Source organism: Sphaerisporangium sp. NPDC049002, from assembly GCF_040649355.1.
Taxonomy (GTDB): domain Bacteria; phylum Actinomycetota; class Actinomycetes; order Streptosporangiales; family Streptosporangiaceae; genus Sphaerisporangium.
Window position 1 is genome coordinate 1 of record NZ_JBEZFH010000075.1, and the last position, 25,654, is coordinate 25,654.

Genomic DNA, 25,654 nt, shown 5'->3' on the forward strand with positions numbered 1-25,654 from the left:
GGTGCTCGGGTGCAGCGCGCTGCTGCTGGCGCTCGGGCTGATGATGGTGCTGTCGGCCTCCAGCATCGAGGCGCTGCAGAAGACGGGGATCGAATCCGGCCCGCTCGCCGCCCCAGCGCACCTGACGTTCGCGCAGGTCGACGGTCACCTCGGTCGCCGGATCCGCCTCGATCGCGGCCTGCAGCGCCTCGACCGTCTCCGGGGGCAGGACGATCGGCAGCAGGCCCATCTTGGTGGAGTTGTTGCGGAAGATGTCGCCGAACCGGGCGGCGATCACGGCGCGGAAGCCGTACTGCTGGAGCGCCCAGACGGCGTGCTCGCGCGAGGATCCGGTGCCGAAGTCGGGCCCGGTCACGAGGATCGAGGCGCCCTCGTAGACGGGGTTGTTCAGGACGAAGGACGGGTCCTCGCGCCAGGCGGCGAAGAGGCCCTTCTCGAACCCGGTGCGGCTGACCTGCTTGAGCCACACGGCGGGGATGATCTGGTCGGTGTCCACGTTGCTGCGGCGCAGGGGCACGGCCCGGCCTGTGTGCGTGGTGAAGGCGTCCATTTTTATCGTTCCCAAGCTCTCAGAGGTCGGCCGGCGCGGTGAGACGTCCGGTCACGGCGGAGGCGGCGGCGACCGCCGGCGACACCAGGTGGGTGCGGCCGCCCTTGCCCTGGCGGCCCTCGAAGTTGCGGTTGGAGGTGGACGCGCTGCGCTCGCCGGGGGCGAGGGTGTCGGGGTTCATCCCCAGGCACATCGAGCAGCCCGCCTCGCGCCACTCGGCGCCCGAGGCCTTGAACACCTCGTGGAGGCCCTCGGCCTCCGCGTCGGCCTTGACCTGCATCGAGCCCGGCACGATGAGCGTGCGGGCCGTGACCGTACGGCCGCGCAGCACGTCGGCGACGGCGCGCAGGTCCTCCAGCCTGCCGTTGGTGCAGGAGCCGACGAAGACGGTGTCGACCTGGATCTCGCTGAGCGGGGTGCCCGCGCGCAGGCCCATGTAGTCGAGCGCCCGCTGGGCGGCGGCCGGGTCGGAGGTCTCCTCGGGGGCCGGGACGGCGTCACTGAGCGGCGCCCCCTGGCCCGGGTTGGTGCCCCAGGTCACGAACGGCGACAGCGTGGCCGCGTCGATCTCCACCACCGTGTCGAAGACGGCGTCGTCGTCGGTCCTGAGCGACTTCCAGTACGCGACGGCGGCGTCCCACGCCTCGCCGGAGGGGGCGTGCTTGCGGCCCTTGAGGTACTCGAAGGTCGTCTCGTCCGGGGCGATCATGCCGGCCCGGGCGCCCGCCTCGATGGACATGTTGCAGACGGTCATGCGCCCCTCCATGGAGAGGTCGCGGATGGCCTGGCCCCGGTACTCGACGATGTGGCCCTGGCCTCCGCCGGTGCCGATCTTGGCGATGATGGCGAGGATCAGGTCCTTGGCGGTGACGCCGAACGGCAGCTCGCCGGAGACCTCGATGGCCATCGTCTTCGGCCGGTACGCCGGGAGGGTCTGGGTGGCCAGCACGTGCTCCACCTCGGAGGTGCCGATGCCGAAGGCGAGGGCTCCGAAGGCGCCGTGCGTGGAGGTGTGGGAGTCGCCGCAGACGACCGTCATGCCCGGCTGCGTGAGGCCGAACTGCGGGCCGATGATGTGCACCACGCCCTGGCCGGCGTCGCCCATCGGGTGCAACCGGACGCCGAACTCCGCGGCGTTCTTGCGGAGGGTCTCCACCTGGGCCTTCGACACGGGGTCGGCGATCGGACCGAGCACCGTGGGAACGTTGTGGTCTTCGGTGGCGATCGTGAGGTCGGGCCGTCGCACCTTCCGCCCGGCCATGCGCAGGCCGTCGAACGCCTGCGGGCTGGTCACCTCGTGGATGAGGTGGAGGTCGATGTAGAGCAGGTCGGGCTCGCCGTCGGCACGGCGGACTACGTGCTGCTCCCATACTTTCTCAGCCAGTGTGCGACCCATGTCGTGAACGCCTCCTTGCGTTTCATCCCTGGGGAACGTCTCATATCATAAGACGGTAATTTCGGGATATGGACAGCCTACCCATCCCTCCCCGGAATGCCAGTTGCATCTCGGATAGCGAGACGGCAGTATCGGGGTATGGACAACTCTAGCGGAGTCGGCGTACTGGACAAGGCCGTGCTCGTGCTCAACGCTCTGGAGGCCGGCCCCGCGTCCCTCGCACAGCTCGTGCAGGCGACAGGGTTGGCCCGCCCCACCGCCCACCGCCTGGCGGTCGCCCTTGAGCACCACCGCATCGTGTCCCGCGACACGCAGGGCCGCTTCATCCTCGGGCCCCGGTTGTCGGAGTTGTCCACAGCGGCCGGCGAGGACCGCCTGCTCGCCGTCGCCTCCCCCGTTCTGACCCATCTGCGCGACCTGACCGGTGAAAGCGCGCAGCTCTACCGCAGGCAGGGCGACGAGCGCGTGTGCGTGGCCGCCGCCGAGCGCGCGAGCGGGCTGCGCGACACGGTGCCCGTCGGCAGTTCCCTCCCCATGACCGCCGGGTCCGCCGCCCAGATCCTGCTGGCCTGGGAGGAGCCCGACCGCCTGCACCGCGGCCTGCGCGGCGCCAAGTTCACCGCGGCGACCCTGGCCAGCGTGCGCAGGCGGAGCTGGGCCCACAGCGTCGGCGAGCGCGAGCAGGGCGTCGCCAGCGTCTCGGCTCCCATCCGGGGCGCCGGCGGCAAGGTCATCGCCGCGGTCTCGGTCTCCGGGCCCATCGAGCGCCTCACCCGTACGCCCGGCCGCATCCACGCCGCTCCCGTGGTCGCCGCCGCCGAGCGCATCACCGAGGCCATGCGCCGCGCGAACTGACTCCTCGTCATCTCGGGGTAAGCGTTGTGCCAACCGGAGGTGACCGTGCCCGCCAATCGGACATGTGCTGACCGATTGGGCGTCGAAGCCGTGCGAACTGATTAGAGACGGCCGCCGCCAAGCACTAGCCTGGCGGAGTGACAGATCGCATCGAGGCAGCGGCAACGGAGCTGCGTCCCCTCCTTCAAGAGTTCATTCTCTGGGCATCAGACAACGCACCGGACAGTGATCCCGACCTGGTGGGACCCGCCGCTCTCTGGCACCGCCTGATCGCTCGAGACGACGTCCACCTGTGGAAGCGTGACGATCTCCGCCAGGTCCTGGTCGAACGCATGCCCCAGGTCGTCGAGGATCCCGACGCCGCGGCCGACGGCATGATCCCGGCCGTGCGCTCCTACCTCACCTTCCTGTCCGTCACGGGCCGGCTGTCGAAGGGCTCCGACAGCCTCGACGACCTGCTCGACGAGCTCGACGCGGTCGAGGACGACTTCATCGAGGCGATGGAGGAGGTCCTCGGCGAGCGCGACTGGGACGAGGAGGAGGAAGACCTCGACGAGGAGGAGGTGGAGGGCCTCGGCGACTTCGAGCCCTTCGCCGACGAGCTCGCCGACCTGCCGACCATCCGCCTGCGCCCCGACGCCGAGCTGGCCTCGGCCGCCCGCGAGGTGCCGCTGATCTTCAAGGCCCGCGACCTGGCGGTCTGGGTGGGCAGGTCGCGCAAGGTCGGCGAGGACACCCTTCTCAGCGACGACGAGATCCGCCAGGCCCTGGCCGTCGTCGGGCTTCCCGAGCCCGACGAGGGGCCCTTGGCCCACGAGGTCCCCGCTCTGTGGAACCTGTGGAACCTCGCCGTCGACCTGGAGTTCCTGACCCCCGACGGAGAGGACACCGTCAGCGTCGACGAGGACACCGCCGCCTGGCCGTTCGACAACGACGAGGACGTCCTGGACGCCTGGATGCTCGGCCTCCACTCGGTCGACTACGGCGACCCCGAGCTCGACGACGACGATCTGACCCTCGCGCTCTCCGGCCTCACCCGCGCGCTGCTGATCAGGCTGCTGGTCGCGGGCGGCGAGCGCCTGATCGACGACCTGCGCGAGGAGCTGGCCGAGGCCGCCGCCGAGTTCGACGACCTCGGAGCCACCGCGTGGGCCGAGGTGGGCGACCCGCTCGCCTCCGTCCTTGAGTGGCTGTCCGGGTTCGGCATGGTGACCGTGTCCGGCGACCGGGTGGCGCTCACGCCGCTCGGCACCGAGGGCGTGGTCCACCTGCTGGACGACGACGACATCGAGGTGGACGCGCGCCCCGCGATCGACGCGATGACCGCTCTCGACCTGCTGTCGTTCAGCGCCGATCTGCCCGAGGAGGAGGCCGACTCCGAGTTCGCCGCCTGGATGAAGCTGCGCCAGCCCGCCACGGCCGCCGAGGAGCTGCTGGAGGCCGCCGCGGAGGACGAGGCGGACGCGCTCATCAGAGTCCAGGCTGCGAGCCTGGTGGGGTCTCTGGGGCCCGTCGCGGTTCCCGCCTGGCAGGAGGCGCTCAACGAGCCGTCGCTGCGGCCGTACGCCGCGACGCACCTCGCCCAGCTCGGCGTCGAGGACGCGCCCGAGCCCAGCCAGAGCGACACGCACTGGCTGATCCTCGACATGTGGACGATCTCGGCGGGTCTGGGCAGGCCCGAGTTCGTCAGCAGCCTGCACGACATCGGCCCCTCGCCGGTGCTGAGCAGCCTGCTCGAAGTGATCTGGAAGGTGCCTCACCCGCACGTCGAGGAGCTGCTGGAGGCCATCAGCGAGGCCCACCCCGACAAGCAGGTGGCCAAGGCGGCCAAGCGCGCCCTGTTCAAGGTCCGTTCCGGAGGGGCCGGCCGCGCGTAGCCTCGCCCGTCGCCCGGGTAGCGGGTGCGTCGCCGACGGACGGTGACGCACCCGTACTGGTTCTCAGCCGTGTTCCTCCGTCGTGGCCGAGCTTCTGGGACAAATGCGAAGCCCTCTGGAGAATGCGAAAAACCCCCGGAAGGAATGCTTCCGAGGGTTCTCGATCTGTAGCCCCGACCGGATTCGAACCGGCGCTACCGCCTTGAGAGGGCGGCGTCCTAGGCCACTAGACGACGGAGCCAGGTTGTGCATGACCTGGGTCAATGTTGCGGCAGCGTGGTAGTCCCGACCGGATTCGAACCGGCGTTACCGCCTTGAGAGGGCGGCGTCCTAGGCCACTAGACGACGGGACCTTGCCACTGCCTGCCGGAACCGGATTGTGAACCGACTGAGGCGCCCCTGCGGACGCCTCGGCAACGGGCGTAACTCTACCGCACCCTTCAGAGCACGGCCAAACCGATTCCCCTTCCCCGTACGCCCGGGGGCCTCGATGACCGGATCCGAGCAGCACAGGCGGCACTTCTGGAGTAGACGACAGAGAAGCCCTCGGCCGTATGCCAGGGATCCACGACCCTGCTCGCCGGCCTCGCGGCCGGAGCGGCCGGAGCGCTCCGAGCGGCCGGGGACCCCGCGAGGGCCGGAGCCTGCCGGACGATCCGGCGGCGCGCGGGGGAGATCGTCAAGATGTCGCACGGGCATCGCACCGCGATGCCGGAAGGTGCCGGAAAGCAAAAACGCCTATGCCTTACTTCAAGGCATAGGCGCTGCACAGGTGGAACCTGCTGGGGTACCAGGACTCGAACCTAGACTAGCTGAACCAGAATCAGCCGGGCTGCCAATTACCCCATACCCCATTGCTCGCGGCCCGCTTGCTGCCTGGCTCGCTTGCGACTCCGAAAGAATAGCCCAGCTTGGGGGCCAAGACCAAAACGATTGCCGAAGCGGCGGATCACCCCTGGTGAGCCACGGATCCGGCCCTGTGGCATCCGGTCCCCGGTTAGGAGTGCCGAGCACCGGTCCGCCTGTGTAACGCTGCAAGAAAGAGCCTTTGCCACGTGAGGAGCCCGCGCGTTGACCGAGAACCCCTTCTTCGTCCCGAGTGTCCTGCCCTACGAGCTGCCGCCGTTCGCGGAGATCCGCGAGGAGCACTACGCGCCGGCCTTCGAACGCGGCATGGCCGAGCAGCTCGCGGAGGTCGAGGCCATCGCCGGCGACGCCGACCAGCCGACCTTCGACAACACCGTGGCGGCGCTCGAACGCTCGGGCCGGCTCCTGTACCGCGTCTCCACGGTGTTCTTCAACCAGGCCTCCTCGGACACCAACCCGGCCGTCCAGGCGATCCAGAAGGACGTCACCCCAAAGCTCGCCCAGCACAGTGACGCGATCCACCTCAACACGCGGCTCTTCGCCCGGATCAAGGCCATCTCCCCCGGCGAGCTGGACCCCGAGCAGCAGCGGCTGCTGGAGCGCTACGTCACCGACTTCGTCCGCGCGGGCGCCGAGCTGGGGCCCGAGGACCAGGAGCGGCTCAGGGGCCTCAACGAGGAGCTGTCGACGCTCTCGACGCAGTTCGAGCAGAACCTGCTGGCCGACACCAACGCCTCGGCGATCGTGGTCGAGGACGCCGCCGAGCTCGACGGCCTGTCCGAGGACTCGATCAGGGCCGCCGCCGAGACCGCCAAGGCGCGCGGGCTCGAAGGCAGGTACGTCCTCACGCTCGTGCTGCCCACCGGCCAGCCCGTGCTGACCGAGCTCACCAACCGCGACCTGCGCGAGCGCATCCACAAGGCGTCCACCGAGCGGGGCCTTCGGGACAACGCCGAGCTGGTCGTCCGCATGGCCGAGCTCAGGGCCGAGCGGGCGGCGCTCCTCGGCTACGCCAGCCACGCCGCGTACGTGGTCGCCGACCAGACCGCGCCCGGCACCGAGGCCGTCACCGAGATGCTGGGCAAGCTCACCCCGGCCGCCGTGGCCAACGCCCACAGGGAGGCGGGCGAGCTGCGCGAGACGGCCGGCTTCGACATCGCGGCCTGGGACTGGTCCTTCTACGCCGAGAAGGTCCGCGAGGCCCGCTACGCGATCGACAGCCGCCAGATGCGCCCGTACTTCGAGCTCGACCGCGTCCTGCGCGACGGGGTGTTCCACGCCGCCCGCAAGCTGTACGGGCTGAGCTTCAGCGAGCGCTCCGACCTGGTGGGATACCACCCCGACGTGCGCGTGTTCGAGGTGTCGGACGAGGACGGCTCGCCGCTCGGCCTGTTCCTCGGCGACTTCTACGCAAGGGCGTCCAAGCGCGGTGGCGCGTGGATGAACAGCCTGGTCAAGCAGTCGGACCTCGACGGCACGCGGCCCGTGGTGGTCAACAACCTCAACATCGTCAAGCCTCCGGCCGGAGAGCCGACGCTCATGACCTTCGACCAGGTCAACACGATGTTCCACGAGTTCGGGCACGCGCTGCACGGGCTGTTCTCCGCCGTCCAGTTCCCGCGGTTCTCGGGTACGTCGGTGCCGCGCGACTTCGTCGAGTATCCCTCGCAGGTCAACGAGATGTGGGCGGTCTGGCCCGAGGTGCTGGCCAACTACGCCCGCCACCACGAGACCGGCGAGCCGATGCCGCAGGACCTGGTCGACCGGATGCTGGAGGCGCAGAAGTTCAACCAGGGCTTCGAGACGGTGGAGTACCTCGCGGCCACCCTGCTCGACTGGGCGTGGCACACCCTCGACGGGGAGCCGGGGAGCGACCCCGAGGAGTTCGAGAGGAAGGCGCTGCGCGAGGCCAACGTGGAACTTCCGCTGGTGCCGCCGCGCTACCGCAGCACGTACTTCGCCCACATCTGGGCGGGCGGCTACAGCGCGGGCTACTACTCCTACATCTGGAGCGAGATCCTGGACGCCGACACCGTCGAGTGGTTCAAGGAGAACGGCGGCCTCTCGCGGGAGAACGGCGACACCTTCCGCCGCGAGCTGCTCTCCAAGGGCGGCAGCGTGGACGCCATGACCGCCTTCAGGAGCTTCCGCGGCCGCGACCCGCGCCTTGAGCCCCTGCTGGAGCGCCGCGGCCTGCTCTGAGCGCCATAGCGCGTCCAGGTCGCGAAAGGTCCCCCTGGCCCTGCTCAGCCTCGGGCAGGGCCTGTGGGGGGACTCAGGCCTGGGACGTCAGCTTCGCCAGGGCCGCGCGCAGCCGCTCGACGGCCTTCTCGCGGCCCAGCACCTCGATCGACTCGAACAGCGGAAGCCCCACCGTGCGGCCGGTGATCGCGACCCGGACCGGGGCCTGGGCCTTGCCGAGCTTCAGCCCGTGCTCGGTGCCGACCTCCTCCAGCGCGGTCTTCAGCGACTCGGGGTCGAAGGACACCGTCTCCAGCCGCGCGAGGTAACCGGCCAGGATGCCCTCGGCTCCCGGCTTCATCGCCTTGTCCCAGCTCGCCTGGTCGAAGACCGGCTCGTCCAGGAACAGGAAGTCGACGTTGGCCGTGATCTCGGACAGCACCGCGATGCGCGTCTGGGCCAGCGACGCGACCTTGGCGAAGGTCTCGCGGCCCCAGCTCTGGTCGAGCCAGGGCTCGCAGCGCCTGATGAAGACCTCGACCGGCAGCGCCCGGATGTACTCCCCGTTGAACGCCCGCAGCTTCTTCTCGTCGAAGAAGGCCGGGGAGGGGTTCACATCGGAGAGCTTGAACAGCGGCACCATCTCGGACCAGGGCATGATCTCGCGGTCGTCGCCGGGGCCCCAGCCGAGCAGCATGAGGTAGTTGACCATCGCCTCGGGGAGGTAGCCCTCCTCGCGGTAGGACTCCAGCGCCACCTTGTCGCGGCGCTTGGAGAGCTTCTGCCGCTTCTCGTTGACGATGACCGGCACGTGCGCCCACGTCGGCGGGGCCACGCCCAGCGCCTCCCAGAGCAACTGCTGCTTGGGGGTGTTCGACAGGTGCTCCTCGGCGCGGACGACGTGCGTGATCCGCATCTCGATGTCGTCGACCACGTTGGCGAGGACGAACAGCGGGGATCCGTCGCCGCGGGCGATGACGAAGTCCTCGATGGCCTTGTTCGGGAACTCCACCCGGCCGCGGACCAGGTCGTCGACCACGGTCACGCCCTCGTCGGGCGTACGGAAACGCACAGCCCCCTCGGTGAGCCCCCGGTCGCGGCAGAACCCGTCGTATCCCTGTTGCTCCGAGCCCGTGCGCGCCTTGACGTCGTCACGGGTGCAGGTGCAGTGGTACGCCTTTCCGTCCGCGACCAGCTTCGCCGCGGCGGCGCGGTGCTGCTCCTCGTACGCCGACTGGAAGTACGGCCCCTCGAAGTGCGGGGACTCGCCGTTGATGCCGATCCAGGCGAGCGCCGAGATGATGCCCTCGGTCCACTCGGGACGGTTGCGCGCGGCGTCGGTGTCCTCCACGCGCAGGACGAAGCGCCCGCCCGACTGCTCGGCGAGCGCCCAGTTGAACAGCGCGGAACGGGCGCCGCCCACGTGGAACATGCCGGTCGGGGACGGTGCGAAACGGACCCTCAGGGCAGGGTCGGCCTGGAGATCAGTCACGGGGAACCACCCGGTTCGTGAGAGTGCCGATGCCTTCGATGCCCACACTGACCTCGTCGCCGTCGTCGAGCGGGCCGACCCCCTCCGGCGTGCCGGTGAGGATCACGTCGCCCGGGATGAGGGTCATGACTTCGGTGATGTAGGCGATCAGCTTCGGGATGTCGTGGATGAGCTGGGATGTGCGCGCGCTCTGCTTGAGCTCGCCGTTCACGGTCGTGGTGATCGCGAGGTCGGAGGAGTCGAGGTCGGTCTGGATCCACGGGCCGAGCGGGCAGAACGTGTCGAAGCCCTTGGACCGGGTCCACTGCCCGTCCTTGCTCTGGAGGTCGCGGGCGGTGACGTCGTTCGCGCAGGTGTATCCGAAGACGACCTCATGGGCCCGCTCGACCGGCACCTCGCGGCAGAGCCGGCCGATCACCACGGCGAGCTCGCCCTCGTAGTCGACCCGCTCGGAGAGCTTGTGGGGGTACACGATCGCCTCACCGTGGCCGATCACCGACGTGGACGGCTTACTGAAGATCAGCGGCTCGGCCGGGGGCTCACCGCCCATCTCGCGGGCGTGCTCGGCGTAGTTCCTGCCCACCGCGATGACTTTGCTCGGCAGCATCGGCGTCACGAGGCGGACCTCCTGGAGCGGATAACGCTCGCCGGTGAACTGGATCTCGCCGAACGGGTGCCCGGCGACCCGGGAGACGAACTCCTCACCCTGAGCGCCTTCGACCACGCCGAACGCGACACCTTCACCTGTGGAGAACCTTGCGATACGCACTCCACAAGGCTAGTGCCGCCCGCCAACCCGCAAGGACAGCACATGGCCGGACATCAGCCGTGAGGCGCTCTGCCCGGCCGGCGGTGTGATCGTAGGGTGGCGTTACCGGAACCGCCCCACGGCGGCCGGGCGAGGAGTACGAGCACGCCTGACGAGGAGTGGACATGTCCGTTGTGAAGATCAACGCGCTGACCGTCCCGGCCGAGATGCGCGAGGCGCTTGAACAGCGGTTCGGGAACCGCGCCGGCATGGTGGAGTCGTCCGACGGCTTCGAGTGGTTCGAGCTGCTCAGGCCGGTCGAGGGCACCGACCGCTATCTCGTGTACACGCGCTGGCGCAGCGAGGAGGACTTCCAGCGCTGGCAGGAGAGCCAGGCGTTCCAGGCCGGCCACGCGCGGGCGAGGGCCGAGGCCGAGGCGCAGGGACAGGGCGAGGGCCACGGGCACGGCCAGGCGGCGGGCCAGGGGCACGGCCACGGGCAGGGCCCGGCCGCGACGGGCTCCGAGCTGTGGTCCTTCGAGGTCGTGCAGAGCGCCGGCCGGAAGTAGACACCTCCTCTGTACGGAGAGGTCCGTAGGGAGAGGTGAGCCACCCGTGCGCCCGTACGGAGCAGGTTCGCGCGCGGTCCCTGTGACCTGTCTCGTACGCCTCCGGTCGCCGCGCGGCCGGGGGCGTACGCGTACCCGGAATCTGGGGATTACCTGGGGCTCCGGCATCTGCTTGTTAACGATGTGATCGATGGGGCTCGCGCGACTTGACCTATTTGGTGGGATTCGGTCAGCATGATCCGCCCCCACTTCGGTCACGGAAGGAACTCGCGTGCGCCGCCGGACACGAGCTCTCGGTCTTCTCCTCACCCTCCTCCTGACCGGCGGCGGGATCTCCCAGGCGGCACCGGCCGCGGCCCTCGGCGCGCCGTCGGCCGTCAAACCCAGCGCGGAGTGCCAGGGCGACTGGCTGCCCGCCACGCCGACCTCGGCGCAGGTCATGTCGGGCGAGGTCCAGTTCCTCGACCTCCCGCCCGTCAAGATCGGTAAGACGATCGACTGGCGCTGGAGCCCGTACAAGAACCGCTCCTGGGACATGGTCTTCTCCTCGCTCCGCTGGGTCGGCCGGCTGGTCGCCGACTACGAGACCTCCGGTGAGGAGAGCTACCTCAAGCGCGCGACCGAACTGGTCAAGAGCTGGGTGGAGAGCAACCCGCGCGGCGGCTCCCGCGCGAGCCAGTACGCCTGGGCCGAGCACCCCATCGCGCTGCGCGCCCCCGTGCTCGTGTGCCTGAGCAGGCACGTCAAGGCGTCGTGGCTCACCGGCAGCCTCGCGGACCACGCCAAGATGCTGTCGAACCCGGCCCTGTACGAGAAGGGCCACAACCACGGCATGGACCAGGACATCGCGCTGCTGCGCATCGGCTGCCGTACCGGGCACAAGGAGTGGACCGACCTCGCCATCCGGCGCATGACCGGATCGGTGAAGCTCGACATCGACGCGCAGGGCGCGCTCCAGGAACAGGCCCCGCGCTACGGCATCTACGTCCACGAGCGGCTGAAGGTCGGGATGGAGGCCATCGCCGACTGCGGGCGCAAGGTGCCGTCCGAGATCGAGAAGCGCTGGGAGTCGCTGGAGGCGTACATCACCCACGCCACCGAGCCCAGCGGCTTCATGGTGCCGATCGGTGACGGCGGCGCCGACGTCAAGCCCTCCGGGTACAAGCACTCCAAGAAGACCGTGCAGGTGTTCAAGGCCGGCTACGCCTTCGGCCGTACGGCGTGGGACAAGCCGGAGTCGGCGTACTACTCCCTCCGGTTCGGCCCGGCCCTGAAGTTCCACGGGCACGAGGACCACATGGGCCTGACCTACTACGCGCAGGGTCACGACGTGCTGGTGGAGGCCGGTTTCCACTCCTACGAGAAGACCGCCTACCGCTACTGGACGATGTCCCCGGAGGCGCACAACGTGCCGGTCGTGGTGGGCAAGCCGTTCCGGGGACGTACGGCCACGCCGCTGGTCCGCTCGTCGATCAAGGACGACCGGCAGTCGTACAAGGTCACCGACAAGGCCTACGGCGTGAGCCGTACCCGGTCGGTGCTGGTCAACCACGGCGATGACCTGATGGCGGTGCTCGACACCGTGCAGTCCGGCGCGCAGGCCCGCAGCTACTGGCACCTGGACCCGTCACTCACTCCGGTGTCCACCAACGGCGGCCGGATCGTGGTGAAGGACAGGGCGGGGTGGAAGGCCACGCTCGTCCAGCTCGCCATGCCGTCGTGCGAGCCGATCTCCGGCCAGTCGGTGGTACGCGGCCAGACGAACCCGTACCAGGGCTGGGTGTCGCCGTCCTACATGCAGAAGGTGCCCGCCTCGGTCGTGGTCTCCCCCGCCACCGGATCCCTGCTCACGGTCGTCGTCCCGGGTACGGACAAGCCCGACGTCACCTGCTCGGGCACCCGCGTCAAGGTCGCGACCTCCGACGGCTCCACTTCCTTCCGCGCGGCCTCCGGGACCCTCTCGTAGCCGGTGTCCCGGCCCCGCCTACTCCGGCTTGGCGTGGATCAGGTGGCGATGGGACTCCTGGAGGCCTTCCGGGAGGGCGTCCGGTGAGAACCATCCCGCCTCCAGGATCTCGAAGGAGTCGATGGTTCACTGAAGCGGCCCCCGCAGAAGCCGCTAGACCCGGACAATAAGCCTCTTCATCTTCATTCCTTCAATGGAGCGACCTGACGCGGATCGACACCGGCACCCGGTTACATCCAGATTGCTTAGGTTTGAGCTGCTCAACGTACTGCCGAATTCGAAGGCGATCCGCAGGGAAGGCACTGCCCCAATCATGGGCCAATGGAACCCACGCCGCGGGTCGATGGCTTTCCCCGCTCAGCGGACGCGACCTGTCTACGATCGCGGCATGGGACAACCCGAGCGTAGGTGACCAGTCCGAGCGGTATGAAGAAGAGCGTCGATTGTCGCTGCTCCCAACGTGAGCTGGTCAGGCCCATTCTGAAACACCGGGACAGGGTACAACCGGTAGACGCTTCTGCTGAGGGCCCCTCCCGCTCTCCGTTTCGACCGCCGTCCAAGTAGGGCGCAAGTCGCACCCAAGATCGTTTGAGGACACTTCTCTGGGAGGTCCCCTGGGGGAGAAACCATGTTGGCCGGTGACCGGACACGACCGCGCGGGAATCTGCGGCTTCGCACGTTCACGCTGTTCCGGCCCAACTTTCCCCCCCCTCGGGCAAGGAAGTCAAGGAGAAAGTCATGAGAACACGCGGAATCACCGGTGCGGCGGTCGCCGCCGCCCTGGCCGGTGGGCTCCTTGTCCCGGCCCTCCCGGCCTCGGCCGCCGACCAGCCACCGGCGACCACCATCAGGATCAGCAAGAGCCTCGCGCCACAGACCAGCACCAACCTGTTCCTCAAGTGCCCCGACACCCACCCGTGGTACACGACCTCCGTGTTAACCGGCAAATACACCTGGTCGGGAACCCCGCCCTACCCGCTGAAGGAACACCGGCAGCAGTTGTCCGTCTTCTTCAAGAACGAATCCCGCTCGAAGGACATGCCGGCTGAGATAAAGCTGGAGTGTACTTCGGTCAGGCCGTTCTAGGGCTTACCGCAGTCGTCTTCGCAGGCCCAGGAAATCGTTTCACCTCATATCGCTCCGCAGCTGAATCCAACGATGCCGGGCAGCCGGTTGACCACGGAATCCGCTAAGGCGTGAAGAGTCACTTCAGTTCTGTGCCACTTCAGAAGTGGCGTCGGCAGGAAATCGTGTGGAGTCGCATTTTCGCCTGAATGCGACAAGAAAGTGGAGGTCTCCGTGTCAGGGAATACGGAACTTACTGATCAAGACTCTTCGGCGCGGCATTCCGAGACGAGGTCGGCTTCCCTACCCGATACGCCCGCCGCTCCTGCCGCCTTTTCTGTCGTCCCTGGGCCTGCACGGGGCCTGTCCGTGCTGGAGCCGCGCACGGTACTGACGGCTTCCGAGCTCTACTCGCGCATCTGCGTGAGAGATCCCTACTTCGCTCTACAGGACGTCACGGTCACGGGGCATGGCGAGGTGGCGGCCAGGGTGCCGGTGCAACAGGACCCGGACATGGAGGCCAGCCCCATCGCCATCGCCGAAGCAGGCCGCCACCTGGCGATTCTTGGCTCATGCGCCGCAGCCGTGGTGGCGCCTCGGGAGGGCCGGCACTTCTACCTGGCAACGGGCGCCCGCGGGAAGTGGCTGAACCCGGAGCCGCAGGCGCGCGCCTCGGAGTTGCGGGGCTCGGCGCGTGCGGAGCACACCAGCGAGCGCACCGCCAGAGCGCACACGCTGCTGTACTCACCCGACGGCACTCCGCTGATGCGCTTGGATGTGGACTACGACGTGCTGCCGGCCGCCACCTTCACGCGCCTGTTCGCCAAGGCGCGTGTGGACATGCGTCGCGAGCCGCGCCTCGACGACGGAGTCCAGCGCTCGCCCGAGGAGTGGGCCGAGGTGCGGCAGAACCCGTACGGCGAGCCCCTGGCACTGCGTGACTGGTACCCGGACGGCGAGTGCCTCAGTGCCACATTGGGCCCGGTGACAGCGGACATGTGCAAGGGCCACTTCGCCTTGCACCCGGCGATGCCGGTGGCCGTTGTCGCCGGTGGCATGACGCGAGTGGCCGCCACACTGCTGCGCCGGCTGGAGGGCGCGCCATCGGCCCGCTGCGTGACGAAGGGCGTGCGCTTGGTAGCGCATAGCCTCGCCTACGCGGGGCAAACGGTGAGGTTCAAAGCGCACCGCCGTACACGCGAGGGCGCTGACCATGACTTCCGCTGCTGGGCCGAGGTGGACGAGCGCGTGGTGGCGGAGCTCGACATCACCTTCACCCGTGTGAACTGAGGCCCCTCAGTCCTGGGCGATCATCGACCAGTCCGGCTTTGTCGAAATCGCTCCCCCGCGTTGAACCGCCGCAGCGGTCCGGATCGGACCGCGCTCACCCAAGGGCAGATGAGGATCGATCAAGGATCATTCCTCGTCTCCTCGTCAGTGAGGTCCCAACGCGAGCCGTAAGCGTCGCGGCCCCGGGGTTCGAGACGGCCTGCGGGCCGGTCTCCCCCGGGGTCGTGACACCAACGTTAAGGGGGCGGGTTGCGCAGGCCGTCCACCGCCGACCCGGCTGCCCTTCCCCTGGACGAATGGCGCGGGCCGACCGCACTTCGCGAGGGGTCCGGCCGCACTTCGCGAGGGGTGAGGACGCGGGAGCTCAGGCGGTGTGGCCCGCGCGCAGGAGGCCGTACGTGACCGCCTGCTCCAGGGCCTGCCAGGAGGCCTCGATGATGTTCTCGTCGACGCCGACGGTGGCCCACTCTCCCCGGGAGTCGCTGGAGGTGACCAGGACCCGGGTGACGGCGTCGGTGCCGTGGGTGCCCTCAAGTATGCGGACCTTGAAGTCGATCAGCTCGACCTCGGCCAGCTCGGGGTAGAGCTTCTCCAGCCCGAGGCGGACGGCGCGGTCGAGGGCGTTGACGGGGCCGTTGCCCTCGCCGGTGGCGACGATGCGCTCGCCCTTGGCGTGCAGCTTGACCGTCGCCTCGCTGACGACGTCGCCGCCGGGCCGCCGCTCGACGATGACCCGCCAGGACTCGACGGTGAAGTGGCGCTTGCGCTCCCCCCTTACCGTGTCGCGGAGCAGCAGCTCGAAGGACGCGTCGGCGGCCTCGAAGGTGTGGCCCTTGGACTCCAGGTCCTTCACCCGGTCGACCAGCTCGCGGGACTGGCCGGAGGTCAGCTCGTACCCGAGCTCCTTGCCCTTCAGCTCCACGGACGCGCGGCCGGCCATGTCGGAGACGAGCATGCGCATGTCGTTGCCGACCTGGGCCGGGTCGATGTGCTGGTAGAGGTTCGGGTCGACCTTGATCGCGCTGGCGTGCAGGCCGGCCTTGTGCGCGAAGGCGGAGACGCCGACGTACGGCTGGTGGGAGTTCGGCGTGACGTTGGTGACCTCGGTGATCGCGTGCGCGATGCGGGTCATCTCGGCCAGCGACTCCATGGGCACCAGGTCGAAGCCCCGCTTGAGCTGGAGGTTGGCGACGACGGTGAATATGTTGGCGTTGCCGGAGCGCTCGCCGTACCCGTTGGCGCAGCCCTGCACGTGGGTGGCGCCGGCCTTGACCGCGGCAAGGGAGTTGGCGACGGCGCAGCCGGTGTCGTCGTGGCAGTGGATGCCGACGCGGGCGCCGGTGGCGACCGCCTCGTGCACGACGTCGGCCAGCTCGTCAGGGAGCATGCCGCCGTTGGTGTCGCACAGGGCGACGACGGCCGCCCCGGCCTCGGCGGCGGTGCGCAGGACCTCCAGCGCGTAGGCTGGATTGGACTTGTAGCCGTCGAAGAAGTGCTCGGCGTCGAGGAAGACCCGCTGTCCCTCCGCACGAAGGTGAGAAACCGTGTCGCGGATCATCGCGAGGTTCTCCTGGAGAGTCGTACGGAGGGCCAGCTCCACGTGCCGGTCGTGACTCTTGGCGACAAGGGTCACGACCGGCGCGCCGGATTCGCGCAGGGCGGCCACCAACGGGTCGTCGGCTGCCTTCACTCCGGCTCGGCGGGTCGCGCCGAACGCGGCGAGCTGCGCGTGCTTCAGGTCGAGCTCTGTTTGAGCCCGCCGGAAGAATTCGGTGTCCTTGGGGTTGGCGCCGGGCCAGCCGCCCTCGATGAAGCCCACGCCCAGGCCGTCCAGGTGGCGTGCGACGGCGAGCTTGTCGGCGACGGTGAGGGAGAGCCCCTCTTGTTGCGCGCCGTCGCGCAGCGTCGTGTCGTACACGTGGAAGCGGTCGTCGGCCATGGTTTCGTCTCCTTCGAGGGGGTGCTTTTCGTTCGCCGCGCGCGGTTTCCGCCTAAGGCCGGAACCTGGCCCAAACAAAAAGACCCCTCACGGACGTGAGAGGTCTGCGCGCTGGCGGTGTCCCTTTTCAGCCAGCGCGCCTGCTGATAATGAGCAGACCGTAGAACATGGTGCTACGAAGTGTGCCACACCTCTTCACCATGTGGCACATCGGTCTCACCATCCGGGACGTACGGGGCTGATGTCTTGAACCGGCCGCGCCCGCGCGGTTCGCCGTCCCGGGGCCTCCGGAGGGCGGAGAATAGCCCGCATGAAGGCTTTCTCATTCATCAACGCCGACGTCGCCGAGTACATCGTCGGACACACGACCCCGCCCGACGACGTCCTCAAGGAGCTGGCCGAGGAGACCCTCACGGCCACGGGGGACAGCGCCAGGATGCAGATATCCCCCGAGCAGGGCACCTTCCTGACGATGATCACCCAGATCAGCGGGGCCCGCAACGTCGTGGAGATCGGCACGTTCACCGGATACTCCTCGATCTGCATCGCCCGGGGCCTGGGTGGCGACGGCAGGCTGACCTGTTTCGACGTGAGCGACGAGTGGACCTCGATCGCCCAGAAGTACTGGGAGAAGGCGGGCGTCTCCGGCCTCATCGAGCTCCGGCTCGGCCCCGCGGCCGAGACGCTCCAGCGGTTCCCGGTACGGCCCGAGGTGGACCTGGCGTTCATCGACGCGGACAAGGCCGGCTACCCGGTCTACTACGAGACGATCATGACCCGGCTGGCCCCCGGCGGGATCATCCTCATGGACAACACGCTGCGCCACGGAAGCGTGGCCGACTACACCGACGGCGAGGCCGCGACGATGCGCGACTTCAACGACCTGGTCATGAGGGACACCCGCGTGACCAGCACCCTCCTCCCCATCGCCGACGGCCTGACCTTCATCCGCAAACATTGACGAATTCCGGGCGGACCGTAACCCGAGCGATCGGCGTGAACGACGAATCGGCGTTGACGGGCGGTCGGCGTTGACGGGCGGTCGGCGTTGACGGGCGGTCGGCGTTGACGGGCACGGTGAGCCCGGCCGGGGACCGGCCGGGCTCTCACGTGCCGCGCTCTCGCGTGACGAGGTCAGCAGATCTTGCGGACCCAGTCGTGGGGGTCGGGGCGGGTGCCGTACTGGATGCCCATGAGCTCGTCGCGAAGCCGCAACGTGAGCGCGCCCGGGGTGCCGTCGCCGATCGTCCAGCCGCCCTCGACGCCCTTGACGGACCCGACAGGGGTGATCACCGCGGCCGTACCGCAGGCGAAGACCTCCGTCAGCTCGCCCGACTCGCACCCCGCCCGCCACTCCTCGATGGAGATCTTGCGCTCCTCGGCGGCGAGGCCGAGGTCGGCGGCCAGGGTGAGCAGGGAGTCGCGGGTGACGCCGGGAAGCAGGGTGCCGGTCAGGTCGGGGGTGACCAGGCGGTCGCCGAAGACGAAGAACAGGTTCATCCCGCCCATCTCCTCGACGTAGCGGTGCTCGAACGCGTCCAGCCACACGACCTGGTCACAGCCCTGCGCCACGGCCTGCCGCTGCGCGACGAAGGCCGCCGCGTAGTTGCCGCCGCACTTGGCGAAGCCGGTGCCACCGGGCGCGGCGCGCGTGTAGTCCTGGGAGAGCCACACGGAGACCGGCTTGACGCCACCCGAGAAGTACGCGGCGGCGGGTGAGGCGATCACCATGTACTTGAAGGTCCTGGACGGGTAGTTCACGCCCAGCGCCGGCTGCGTCGCGATCATGAAAGGACGCAGGTAGAGGCTGTGGCCCTCTGTGGTCGGCACCCAGTCGCGGTCGGTCTGGACGAGGAGCTCCAGCGACTCGACGAACGTCTCCTCGGGCAGCTCGGGCATCGCCATGCGGAGGGCCGACCTGTTGAAGCGGGCCGCGTTGGCGAACGGCCGGAAGCTCGCGATCGAGCCGCCCGCCTGCCGGTAGGCCTTGAGTCCTTCGAAGAGCTCCTGCGCGTAGTGGAAGACCGAGGTGGCCGGGTCGAGCGTCAGCGGACCGTACGGCATGAGGCGGGCGTCGTGCCAGCCCTGACCCTCCGTCCAGTCGATCGAGACCATGTGATCGGTGAACGTCTGCCCGAACCCCGGATCCGCCAGTACCTGCTCACGCTCGGCCGGAGTGCGAGCGGCGTCGGAGAGCTGCACGTCGAAGCTGAGCTGTTGAGCGGTGGTCATGTCGAAGATCCTTCTCTTCTCTGTTGGTCTCGCCTGCATCCATTCTGCGACGGACCAGGTAACGGGAAACTACTGCATCAACTGGACATACGGGAGTGTGTCGTCGAGGGCGTCTGCGTCACTTGGGTCCTGGACACGAAAAAGCGCATGGCGGCCCGTACGGGGCCACCATGCGCTTGGTCGGCGTCGGGTAGCCCCTCAGCCGGCTACTCGTGCGGTGATGTCGTCGCCGATCTCCCTGGTGGTGCGGGGCACCCAGGCCACCTGGCGCTCGACGAGGTCGTCGGCGACGGCCTGCTCCACCCGGGCCGCGTCGGCGGCGAAACCGAGATGCTCGAGGAGCATGGCCACCGAGAGGATCGTGGCGGTCGGGTCGGCCTTGCCCTGGCCGGCGATGTCAGGGGCGCTGCCGTGCACGGGCTCGAACATGCTGGGCGTCCAGGAGGCGGACCCCGGAGGCGCCGGGTTGACGTTGCCGCTGGCGGCCAGGCCGATGCCGCCCGCGATGGCCGCGCCGAGGTCGGTCAGGATGTCGCCGAAGAGGTTGTCGGTGACGATCACGTCGAACCGCTGCGGCTGGCTGACGAAGAACATCGAGGCCGCGTCGACGTGGCAGTAGTCGGTGGTGACCTCGGGGTACTCGGCGGAGACCCGCTCGACGACGCGCGACCACAGATCGCCCGCGTAGGTGAGCACGTTGGTCTTGTGGACCAGCGTGAGCTTCTTACGGGGCCTCACCATCGCCTTCTCGAAGGCGTAGCGCACCACGCGCTCGACGCCGAAGGCGGTGTTGAGGCTCTCTTGGGTGGCGATCTCCTGCGCGGTGCCCCTGCGCATGACGCCGCCGGCCCCGGCGTACGGCCCCTCGGTGCCCTCGCGGACGACGATCATGTCGATGTCCTCGGGCCGGGACTTGGCGAGAGGGGTCTCCACGCTGGGGAAGAGCTTGATCGGCCGCAGGTTGACGTAGTGGTCGAGCTCGAAGCGCAGCCTGAGCAGCAGATCACGCTCAAGGACACCGGGCGGGACGCTCGGATCGCCGACCGCGCCCAGCAGGATCGCGTCGAACACGCGCAGCTCGGCGAGGGTCTCGTCGGGAAGGGTCTCGCCGGTGGCGTGGTAGCGTGCGGCGCCCAGGTCGTAGGTGGTGGTCTCCACCTTCAGGCCGACCGCGTCGAGGACCTTCAGGCCCTCGGCGACCACTTCACTGCCGATGCCGTCACCCGGGATGACCGCCAGACGGATGTTTTGAGAATCCCGCATGCTCGTACCCTACCGTTCCGTCTCGGAACTCGAACACATGGTCTCACATACCGGACAGGCGTCGTGGAGCCCTACCCCGGCGGAACCTGGGCCACGGCGCGCTCGAAGACCAGGTCGCGGGCCGTCGTGAGGCCCACCGCCAGCGCACCGAGCAGCACCGCCTCGGTGCCGAGCGTGGAGGCCTTGATCATCGGCACGCGCAGCGCCACGAGGTCGCGCAGGCATTCGGTGACCGGGCCGATCAGCAGGTCGCCCGCCTGGACGCCGATGCCCCCGCCCAGCACCACCAGCTCAGGGTCGAGCACGGCGATGACCCCCGCCAGGGCGTGGGCGATGTGGTCGGCCTCGGTGGCGACGACCTGACCCGCGAGGGGGTCGCCGGCGCGGGCGGCGTCGAAGACGTCCTTGGCGCTGGTCACGCCGGTCATGCCGAGCCGGGAGGCGAGCGCCACGACCCCGTCGGCCGAGGCCACGGACTCCAGCATGCCCCGCCCCCGGTTGACCAGCGGGTCGCCCTCTCCCACCGGGAGGTAGGAGATCTCCCCGGCCGCCCCCTGGGCGCCCCGGTAGAGCTTGCCGTCGATGACGACGCCCATGCCGATGCCGGTGCCGATCCAGACGAGGGCGAAGTGGTCGACGCCCTGGCCGAGGCCGTAGGCGCCCTCCCCCACGGCGGCGAGGTCGACGTCGTTCTCGACGACGTACGGCGCGTCGGCGGCCACACCCCCGAGCAGCTCGACCGCCCCCGGCCGCTCCCAGCCGGGGAGGTTCGGGGCGAGCTGGAGGGAGCTGGTCTCCTTGTCGTGGATGCCGGGCGTGCCGAAGACCGTCAGCGTGATGTCCGCGACGGCCGCCCCGGCCTCGTCGGCCAGCTCGCGGGTCAGCTCCCCGAGCCTGGCCACCAGCTCGGCGGGCGTCTCGCCGCCCTTGCGGTGCTCGTCCCTGCGGGCGGCGATGTCACCGACGAGGTCGGCCAGGGCCAGCCGGACGAACTCCCTGCCCACGTCGACGGCCAGCACCCAGCCCGCCTGCGGCCGGATCTCGTACAGCAGCGCCGCGCGCCCGGCGTTGCCGGTGCGCAGGCCGATCGCGCGCACGAGGCCCGCGCGTTCGAGATCGGCGAGGGCCATGGAGATGGTCGGCTTGGACAGCCCCGTGGCCCGCGCGAGCTCGGGCCGCGAGACCTTCCCCAGTTTGAAGATCTCCCCGAAGACCGCGCGCTCGTTCATGACTCGCAGCACCGCCGTCGTGCTCGCCGTACCGCCGATACCCACCACGCCCCCAAGACTGGCACACGCTTTACCTCGGCAAGGTCCCGGACGAAGTTTGTTAGAGACCTTGCCAAATTTCTATGCGCAGTTCAGCATGCTGCCAAGCACCTGAAGTACCTCCGAACACCCTGAGAGGCAGTCATGCGGGCGAAATGGTTCGCGATTCCGTTTGCGATAGCCGTACTGGCCACCGGTTGCGGTGGTTCCACCGACAAGGCGACCACGGGCGGGACGGGCGGCGGAGGCGACAAGGCTCCGACGATCGCGCTCTTCCTGCCCGAGTCCAAGACCACGCGGTACGAGGCCTTCGACAAGCCCCTGTTCGAGGCCAAGGTCAGCGCGCTCTGCGCCGACTGCAAGCTGCTCTACTCCAACGCCGACCAGGACGCCGCCAAACAGCAGCAGCAGGTGGAGGCCGCCCTCACCCAGGGCGCCGACGTGCTCGTGCTCGACGCCGTGGACGCCGCCGCGGTGGCGCCCCTGGTGAACCAGGCCAAGCAGAAGAAGGTCCCGGTCATCGCCTACGACCGGCTGATCTCCGGCATCGGCTACGACTACTACGTCTCGTTCAACAACGTGCGGGTCGGCGAGATGCAGGGCCAGGCCCTGCTGGACGCGCTGGACAAGAACGGCACGACGGACAAGGGCCAGATCGTCATGATCAACGGCGCGACCACCGACCCCAGCTCCGCGGACTACAAGAAGGGCGCCCACAACGTCCTCGACGGCAAGGTCAAGGTCGGGCGCGAGTTCGACACCCCCGACTGGAGCCCCGACAAGGCACAGCAGGAGATGGAGCAGTCCATCACCGCACTCGGCCGCGACAAGATCGTCGGAGTGCTGTCGGCCAACGACGGCATGGCGGGCGGCGCCATCGCGGCCATGAAGCGCGCGGGGTACGACCCGACGCTCCCCATCACCGGCCAGGACGCCGAGCTGGCGGCGGTCCAGCGCATCCTCACCGGCGAGCAGTACATGACCATCTACCTGGACATCAGGAGCGAGGCGGAGAAGTCGGCCGAGCTGGCCGTGGCGGTCGGCAGGGGCCAGAAGCCCTCGGCCACGACCACGGTGAACAACGGCACCGCGGACATCCCCTCCTTCCTCCTCGACCCGATCGCGGTCACCGCGGACAAGGTCAAGGACACCATCGTGAAGGACGGCTTCTACAAGGCCGCCGACATCTGCAAGGGCGAGACCGCCGCCGCGTGCGCCAAGGCGGGCATCAGCTAGATGATCCGCGCGAAGGACATCTCCAAGCGGTACGGCGCGGTCCAGGCCCTCGAAGGGGTGGACCTGGACCTGCCACCGGGCGAGGTGGTGGCCCTGGTCGGCGACAACGGCGCGGGCAAGTCCACACTCGTCAAGGCCATCTCCGGCGTCCTGTCACCGGACACCGGGGAGATCACCATGGACGACCGGCCCGTGCGCATCGGCAACCCCCACGACGCGCAGGCCCTCGGCATCTCCACGGTCTACCAGGACCTCGCCCTCTGCGAGAACCTCGACGTGGTGGCCAACCTGTTCCTCGGGTCCGAGCGCCGGCGCTGGTCGGTGCTCAGCCACATCCGCATGGAACGGGCGACCCGTGACCTGCTCACCCAGCTCGACGTGCGGATCCGGGACATCCGGGTGCCGGTCGCCATGCTCTCGGGCGGCCAGCGGCAGTCCGTCGCGATCGCCCGCGCCCTGATCGGCGAGCCCCGGCTCGTCATCCTCGACGAGCCCACCGCCGCCCTCGGCGTCGAGCAGACCGCCCAGGTCCTGGACCTGATCCGCAGGCTGCGCGACCGGGGGCTCGCGGTCCTGCTCATCTCCCACAACCTCGCCGATGTACGGGCCGTCAGCGACCGCGTCGTGGTGCTGCGCCTCGGGCGCAACGCCGGCGAGTTCCGTACGGCGGACGCCTCACAGGAGTCCATCGTGGCCGCCATCACCGGAGCCGCCGCATGAGCGCGACGACCATGAACCCGCCGCGCAAGCCGTTCAGCCCGAGGCAGGCCATCGAGCGCGCCCGGCGGGGCGACCTCGGGGCGTGGCCCGTCGTCGGCGGGCTGATCGCGATCGCCGTCGTCTTCGGCTCGCTGAACGAGCACTTCCTGTCGCCGGAGAACCTGACCAACCTGGCCCTGCAGATGGCGGCCACCGGGACGATCTCGCTGGGCATCATCATGGTGCTGCTCCTCGGCGAGATCGACCTGTCCGCCGGATCGGTCAGCGGCCTGTGCGCCGTCGTGATGACCATCCTCAACGTGCGGCACGGCTGGAACCCGCTGCTGTCGATCGTGGTCGCCGTGGTCGCGGGGGCGGTGGTCGGCCTGTTGCACGGGTTCCTGTTCACCCGGATCCGGATGCCCTCATTCGTGGTGACGCTGGCCGGGCTGATCGGATGGCAGGGGCTGTTGCTGTACCTCCTGGGCGAGGGCGGCACCATCAACCTGCCCTTCGACGGATTTATCGCGAAATTGAGTGACACGTGGCTACCGCCGTGGCTCGCCTGGACGCTCGCCGTCGTGCTGGCAGGCGCCTACGCAGGGTCCCTGCTGCTGAGCCGGTGCCTCCGCCTGGCCGCGGACCTGCCGGTGAGCCCTGCCTACTGGACGGCCGTACGGGTCGGCGGCCTCGCGTTCGTGCTCGCGGGGGCCGTGCTCGTCCTCCAGGCCGACCGGGGCGTACCGTTGCTGCTGGTCATCTTCGGCACGCTCGTCGTGGTGCTCGACCTGGTGCTGCGCCACACCGCCTTCGGGCGCTGGATGTACGCCGTGGGCGGCAACGCCGAGGCGGCGCGACGCGCGGGCATCAACGTGACCCGTATCCGCCTGCTCGCCTTCGTGCTGTCGGCGAGCCTCGCGGCGTTCGGCGGCATCCTGGCGGCCAGCCGCCTGTCGGCCGTGAACCAGAGCTCCGGCGGCAGCGACATCCTGCTCATGGCCATCGCGGCGGCGGTCATCGGCGGCACGTCCCTGTTCGGCGGCCGGGGACGGACGTACGCGGCGCTGCTCGGCATCCTGGTGATCCAGTCGATCACCAACGGCATGCTGCTGCTGAACGTGGACTCCTCGGTGCGCTACATGGTCACCGCGGGCGTCCTCGCCCTCGCCGTGGCGATCGACTCGCTCGCCCGCCGTGGAAACGCCCAGTGAGCGGGCCGTTCGTCCTGGGCATCGACTTCGGCGGCACCAAGGTCGCCCTCGCCACCGCCTCGGCGGACAGCGTCGACCGGCCGCTGCGCAAGGTACGGCTGCCGACCCTGGGCGGCGAGGGCGCCAGGCAGGTGCTGCGACGGTCCCTCGACGCCGCCCGCGATCTGGCGGACGGGCCAGGAACGCTCCAGGCGGTCGGGGTGTCCACGTTCGGCGTGGTCAGGGGTGAGACGGTCCGGCTCGCGCCGACGGTGCCCGGCTGGGAGGGCCTGGAGCTCCCCCGGCTGCTGCGCGAGGAGTTCGGGGACACCCCGGTCGCGATCGACAACGACGTCAACGCCGCTGCCGCCGCCGAGCTGCGCTGGGGCGCGCTCCGCGGCGTCCGTACGGGCCTTTACCTGAACCTCGGCACGGGCCTGGCGGCGGCGCTGGTGGTCAGCGGGGAGGTCGTACCCGGGGCGCACGGCGCGGCGGGCGAGATCGGGTACCTGCTCAGCGGGCCCGGCGACCCCGCCTTCGCCGAGGGCCACGCCCCCCTGGAGGAGGTCGTCTCCGGGCACGCGCTCGCGCGGCGGGGATCGGCCCTGCTGGGCCGTACGGTGAGCGCCGCCTCGCTCTTCGAGGTCGCCGGAGACCCCGCCGTACGGGCTCTGCTGGACGGCGCGGTGGAGGCGCTCGCCATGGCGGTCGCCAACGTGTGCGTCGTGCTCGACCCGGAGCGCGTGGTCATCGGCGGAGGGCTGATGGGAGCGTCGAGCCAGATCATGCCCCGGCTCACGGCCGAGATCCGGCGGGCGGTGCCGTTCCCGCCCGAGATCTCGGCGGCCAGGTTCGTCGACGACGCCCCTCTGTACGGCGCGCTGGCGCTCGCCCTGACGGCGAAGGGGTGACAGGAGTCCCCGGGGGAGGGGGACGGCCGGCCGATCGGATCGCAAGGACCGGCCGGAGAG

The 25,654-nt window shown here is 69.4% G+C and carries 20 protein-coding genes and 3 tRNA genes; 12 read left to right on the top strand and 11 right to left on the bottom strand.

The genetic code is table 11. The annotated features are described in order from the left end of the window. The coding region (gene leuD / locus AB0B89_RS17115) for a 3-isopropylmalate dehydratase small subunit (RefSeq protein WP_358553327.1) at positions 1 to 550 on the bottom strand (550 nt) is incomplete at its 3' end. A gap of 19 nt (positions 551 to 569) precedes the next feature. Beyond that, positions 570 to 1,946, bottom strand: a complete 1,377-nt coding sequence (gene leuC, locus AB0B89_RS17120; protein ID WP_358553329.1) for a 3-isopropylmalate dehydratase large subunit — start codon at positions 1,944 to 1,946, stop codon at positions 570 to 572. A 138-nt stretch (positions 1,947 to 2,084) separates the two neighbouring features. Here leuC and AB0B89_RS17125 point away from each other — a divergent pair, with 138 nt between their 5' ends. Further along, on the top strand, positions 2,085 to 2,801 hold the full coding sequence (locus tag AB0B89_RS17125) for an IclR family transcriptional regulator (protein WP_358553331.1): 717 nt from the start codon (positions 2,085 to 2,087) through the stop codon (positions 2,799 to 2,801). Between the two features lie 239 nt (positions 2,802 to 3,040). Then, the gene (locus AB0B89_RS17130) at positions 3,041 to 4,678 is read left to right on the top strand and encodes a hypothetical protein (RefSeq protein ID WP_358553333.1); all 1,638 of its coding nucleotides are present in this window, start codon (positions 3,041 to 3,043) and stop codon (positions 4,676 to 4,678) included. Between the two features lie 168 nt (positions 4,679 to 4,846). On the opposite strand, the gene AB0B89_RS17135 is transcribed toward AB0B89_RS17130, so the two are convergent. From AB0B89_RS17135 to AB0B89_RS17145, 3 genes are all read right to left on the bottom strand, one after another. Beyond that, positions 4,847 to 4,919, bottom strand: a tRNA-Glu gene (locus AB0B89_RS17135). A 36-nt stretch (positions 4,920 to 4,955) separates the two neighbouring features. Further along, positions 4,956 to 5,031, bottom strand: a tRNA-Glu gene (locus tag AB0B89_RS17140). A gap of 429 nt (positions 5,032 to 5,460) precedes the next feature. Continuing rightward, positions 5,461 to 5,532 (bottom strand) — tRNA-Gln (locus AB0B89_RS17145). Between the two features lie 217 nt (positions 5,533 to 5,749). Here AB0B89_RS17145 and AB0B89_RS17150 point away from each other — a divergent pair. Continuing rightward, positions 5,750 to 7,747 (top strand): M3 family metallopeptidase, encoded by a 1,998-nt coding sequence (locus AB0B89_RS17150; RefSeq protein ID WP_358553335.1) that lies wholly within the window; start codon positions 5,750 to 5,752, stop codon positions 7,745 to 7,747. A 73-nt stretch (positions 7,748 to 7,820) separates the two neighbouring features. Here AB0B89_RS17150 and gltX read toward each other — a convergent pair whose 3' ends face one another. Both gltX and AB0B89_RS17160 read right to left on the bottom strand, forming a co-directional pair. Continuing rightward, on the bottom strand, positions 7,821 to 9,218 hold the full coding sequence (gene gltX, locus AB0B89_RS17155) for a glutamate--tRNA ligase (RefSeq protein ID WP_358553337.1): 1,398 nt from the start codon (positions 9,216 to 9,218) through the stop codon (positions 7,821 to 7,823). Then, positions 9,211 to 9,987: a fumarylacetoacetate hydrolase family protein gene (locus tag AB0B89_RS17160; RefSeq protein ID WP_358553339.1), complete on the bottom strand. Its 777-nt coding sequence runs from the start codon at positions 9,985 to 9,987 to the stop codon at positions 9,211 to 9,213. The genes gltX and AB0B89_RS17160 overlap by 8 nt, the downstream gene beginning before the upstream one ends. Before the next feature lie 164 nt (positions 9,988 to 10,151). Between AB0B89_RS17160 and AB0B89_RS17165 the strand changes: the two genes are divergently transcribed. The 4 genes from AB0B89_RS17165 (at position 10,152) to AB0B89_RS17180 (ending at position 14,856) form a co-directional block, all read left to right on the top strand. Then, entirely contained in the window at positions 10,152 to 10,535 is a 384-nt protein-coding gene (locus AB0B89_RS17165) for an antibiotic biosynthesis monooxygenase (RefSeq protein ID WP_358553341.1), read from the top strand. A 271-nt stretch (positions 10,536 to 10,806) separates the two neighbouring features. Then, positions 10,807 to 12,501, top strand: a complete 1,695-nt coding sequence (locus AB0B89_RS17170) for a heparinase II/III family protein (RefSeq protein ID WP_358553343.1) — start codon at positions 10,807 to 10,809, stop codon at positions 12,499 to 12,501. Between the two features lie 738 nt (positions 12,502 to 13,239). Further along, positions 13,240 to 13,587 (top strand): hypothetical protein, encoded by a 348-nt coding sequence (locus AB0B89_RS17175; RefSeq protein WP_358553345.1) that lies wholly within the window; start codon positions 13,240 to 13,242, stop codon positions 13,585 to 13,587. 348 nt (positions 13,588 to 13,935) lie between these two features. After that, complete coding sequence (locus AB0B89_RS17180) at positions 13,936 to 14,856, top strand: hypothetical protein (RefSeq protein ID WP_358553347.1); 921 nt, start codon at positions 13,936 to 13,938, stop codon at positions 14,854 to 14,856. A 364-nt stretch (positions 14,857 to 15,220) separates the two neighbouring features. Here the strand turns inward: AB0B89_RS17180 and cimA are convergent, their stop codons facing one another. Next, on the bottom strand, positions 15,221 to 16,795 hold the full coding sequence (cimA, locus tag AB0B89_RS17185) for a citramalate synthase (protein WP_358553349.1): 1,575 nt from the start codon (positions 16,793 to 16,795) through the stop codon (positions 15,221 to 15,223). Positions 16,796 to 17,105: 310 nt separating this feature from the next. Between cimA and AB0B89_RS17190 the strand changes: the two genes are divergently transcribed. Further along, entirely contained in the window at positions 17,106 to 17,756 is a 651-nt protein-coding gene (locus AB0B89_RS17190; protein WP_358553351.1) for an O-methyltransferase, read from the top strand. A gap of 173 nt (positions 17,757 to 17,929) precedes the next feature. Here the strand turns inward: AB0B89_RS17190 and AB0B89_RS17195 are convergent, their stop codons facing one another. The 3 genes from AB0B89_RS17195 to AB0B89_RS17205 all read right to left on the bottom strand — a co-directional run bounded on the left by AB0B89_RS17195 (position 17,930) and on the right by AB0B89_RS17205 (position 21,567). Beyond that, the gene (locus AB0B89_RS17195) at positions 17,930 to 19,027 is read right to left on the bottom strand and encodes a branched-chain amino acid aminotransferase (RefSeq protein ID WP_358553353.1); all 1,098 of its coding nucleotides are present in this window, start codon (positions 19,025 to 19,027) and stop codon (positions 17,930 to 17,932) included. Positions 19,028 to 19,225: 198 nt separating this feature from the next. Then, on the bottom strand, positions 19,226 to 20,290 hold the full coding sequence (locus tag AB0B89_RS17200) for a 3-isopropylmalate dehydrogenase (protein ID WP_358553355.1): 1,065 nt from the start codon (positions 20,288 to 20,290) through the stop codon (positions 19,226 to 19,228). A gap of 71 nt (positions 20,291 to 20,361) precedes the next feature. After that, positions 20,362 to 21,567: an ROK family transcriptional regulator gene (locus AB0B89_RS17205; protein WP_358553357.1), complete on the bottom strand. Its 1,206-nt coding sequence runs from the start codon at positions 21,565 to 21,567 to the stop codon at positions 20,362 to 20,364. A 135-nt stretch (positions 21,568 to 21,702) separates the two neighbouring features. Between AB0B89_RS17205 and AB0B89_RS17210 the strand changes: the two genes are divergently transcribed. Genes AB0B89_RS17210 through AB0B89_RS17225 form a run of 4 tightly spaced genes read left to right on the top strand, consistent with a single transcriptional unit; the run spans position 21,703 to position 25,594 of the window. Beyond that, complete coding sequence (locus tag AB0B89_RS17210) at positions 21,703 to 22,794, top strand: substrate-binding domain-containing protein (RefSeq protein ID WP_358553359.1); 1,092 nt, start codon at positions 21,703 to 21,705, stop codon at positions 22,792 to 22,794. Continuing rightward, complete coding sequence (locus AB0B89_RS17215; protein ID WP_358553361.1) at positions 22,795 to 23,514, top strand: ATP-binding cassette domain-containing protein; 720 nt, start codon at positions 22,795 to 22,797, stop codon at positions 23,512 to 23,514. It begins immediately after the preceding gene. Further along, on the top strand, positions 23,511 to 24,704 hold the full coding sequence (locus tag AB0B89_RS17220) for a sugar ABC transporter permease (RefSeq protein WP_358553363.1): 1,194 nt from the start codon (positions 23,511 to 23,513) through the stop codon (positions 24,702 to 24,704). The genes AB0B89_RS17215 and AB0B89_RS17220 overlap by 4 nt, the downstream gene beginning before the upstream one ends. Next, on the top strand, positions 24,701 to 25,594 hold the full coding sequence (locus tag AB0B89_RS17225) for an ROK family protein (RefSeq protein ID WP_358553365.1): 894 nt from the start codon (positions 24,701 to 24,703) through the stop codon (positions 25,592 to 25,594). The genes AB0B89_RS17220 and AB0B89_RS17225 overlap by 4 nt, the downstream gene beginning before the upstream one ends. Positions 25,595 to 25,654: the final 60 nt, after the last annotated feature.

Bases quoted from the DNA above. Each gene is read 5' to 3' on its own strand.
- leuC (WP_358553329.1), bottom strand. From the start codon at position 1,946: ATGGGTCGCACACTGGCTGAGAAAGTATGGGAGCAGCACGTAGTCCGC.
- AB0B89_RS17125 (WP_358553331.1), top strand. From the start codon at position 2,085: ATGGACAACTCTAGCGGAGTCGGCGTACTGGACAAGGCCGTGCTCGTG.
- AB0B89_RS17165 (WP_358553341.1), top strand. From the start codon at position 10,152: ATGTCCGTTGTGAAGATCAACGCGCTGACCGTCCCGGCCGAGATGCGC.
- AB0B89_RS17175 (WP_358553345.1), top strand. From the start codon at position 13,240: ATGAGAACACGCGGAATCACCGGTGCGGCGGTCGCCGCCGCCCTGGCC.
- cimA (WP_358553349.1), bottom strand. From the start codon at position 16,795: ATGGCCGACGACCGCTTCCACGTGTACGACACGACGCTGCGCGACGGC.
- AB0B89_RS17190 (WP_358553351.1), top strand. From the start codon at position 17,106: ATGAAGGCTTTCTCATTCATCAACGCCGACGTCGCCGAGTACATCGTC.
- AB0B89_RS17195 (WP_358553353.1), bottom strand. From the start codon at position 19,027: ATGACCACCGCTCAACAGCTCAGCTTCGACGTGCAGCTCTCCGACGCC.
- AB0B89_RS17200 (WP_358553355.1), bottom strand. From the start codon at position 20,290: ATGCGGGATTCTCAAAACATCCGTCTGGCGGTCATCCCGGGTGACGGC.
- AB0B89_RS17210 (WP_358553359.1), top strand. From the start codon at position 21,703: ATGCGGGCGAAATGGTTCGCGATTCCGTTTGCGATAGCCGTACTGGCC.
- AB0B89_RS17215 (WP_358553361.1), top strand. From the start codon at position 22,795: ATGATCCGCGCGAAGGACATCTCCAAGCGGTACGGCGCGGTCCAGGCC.
- AB0B89_RS17220 (WP_358553363.1), top strand. From the start codon at position 23,511: ATGAGCGCGACGACCATGAACCCGCCGCGCAAGCCGTTCAGCCCGAGG.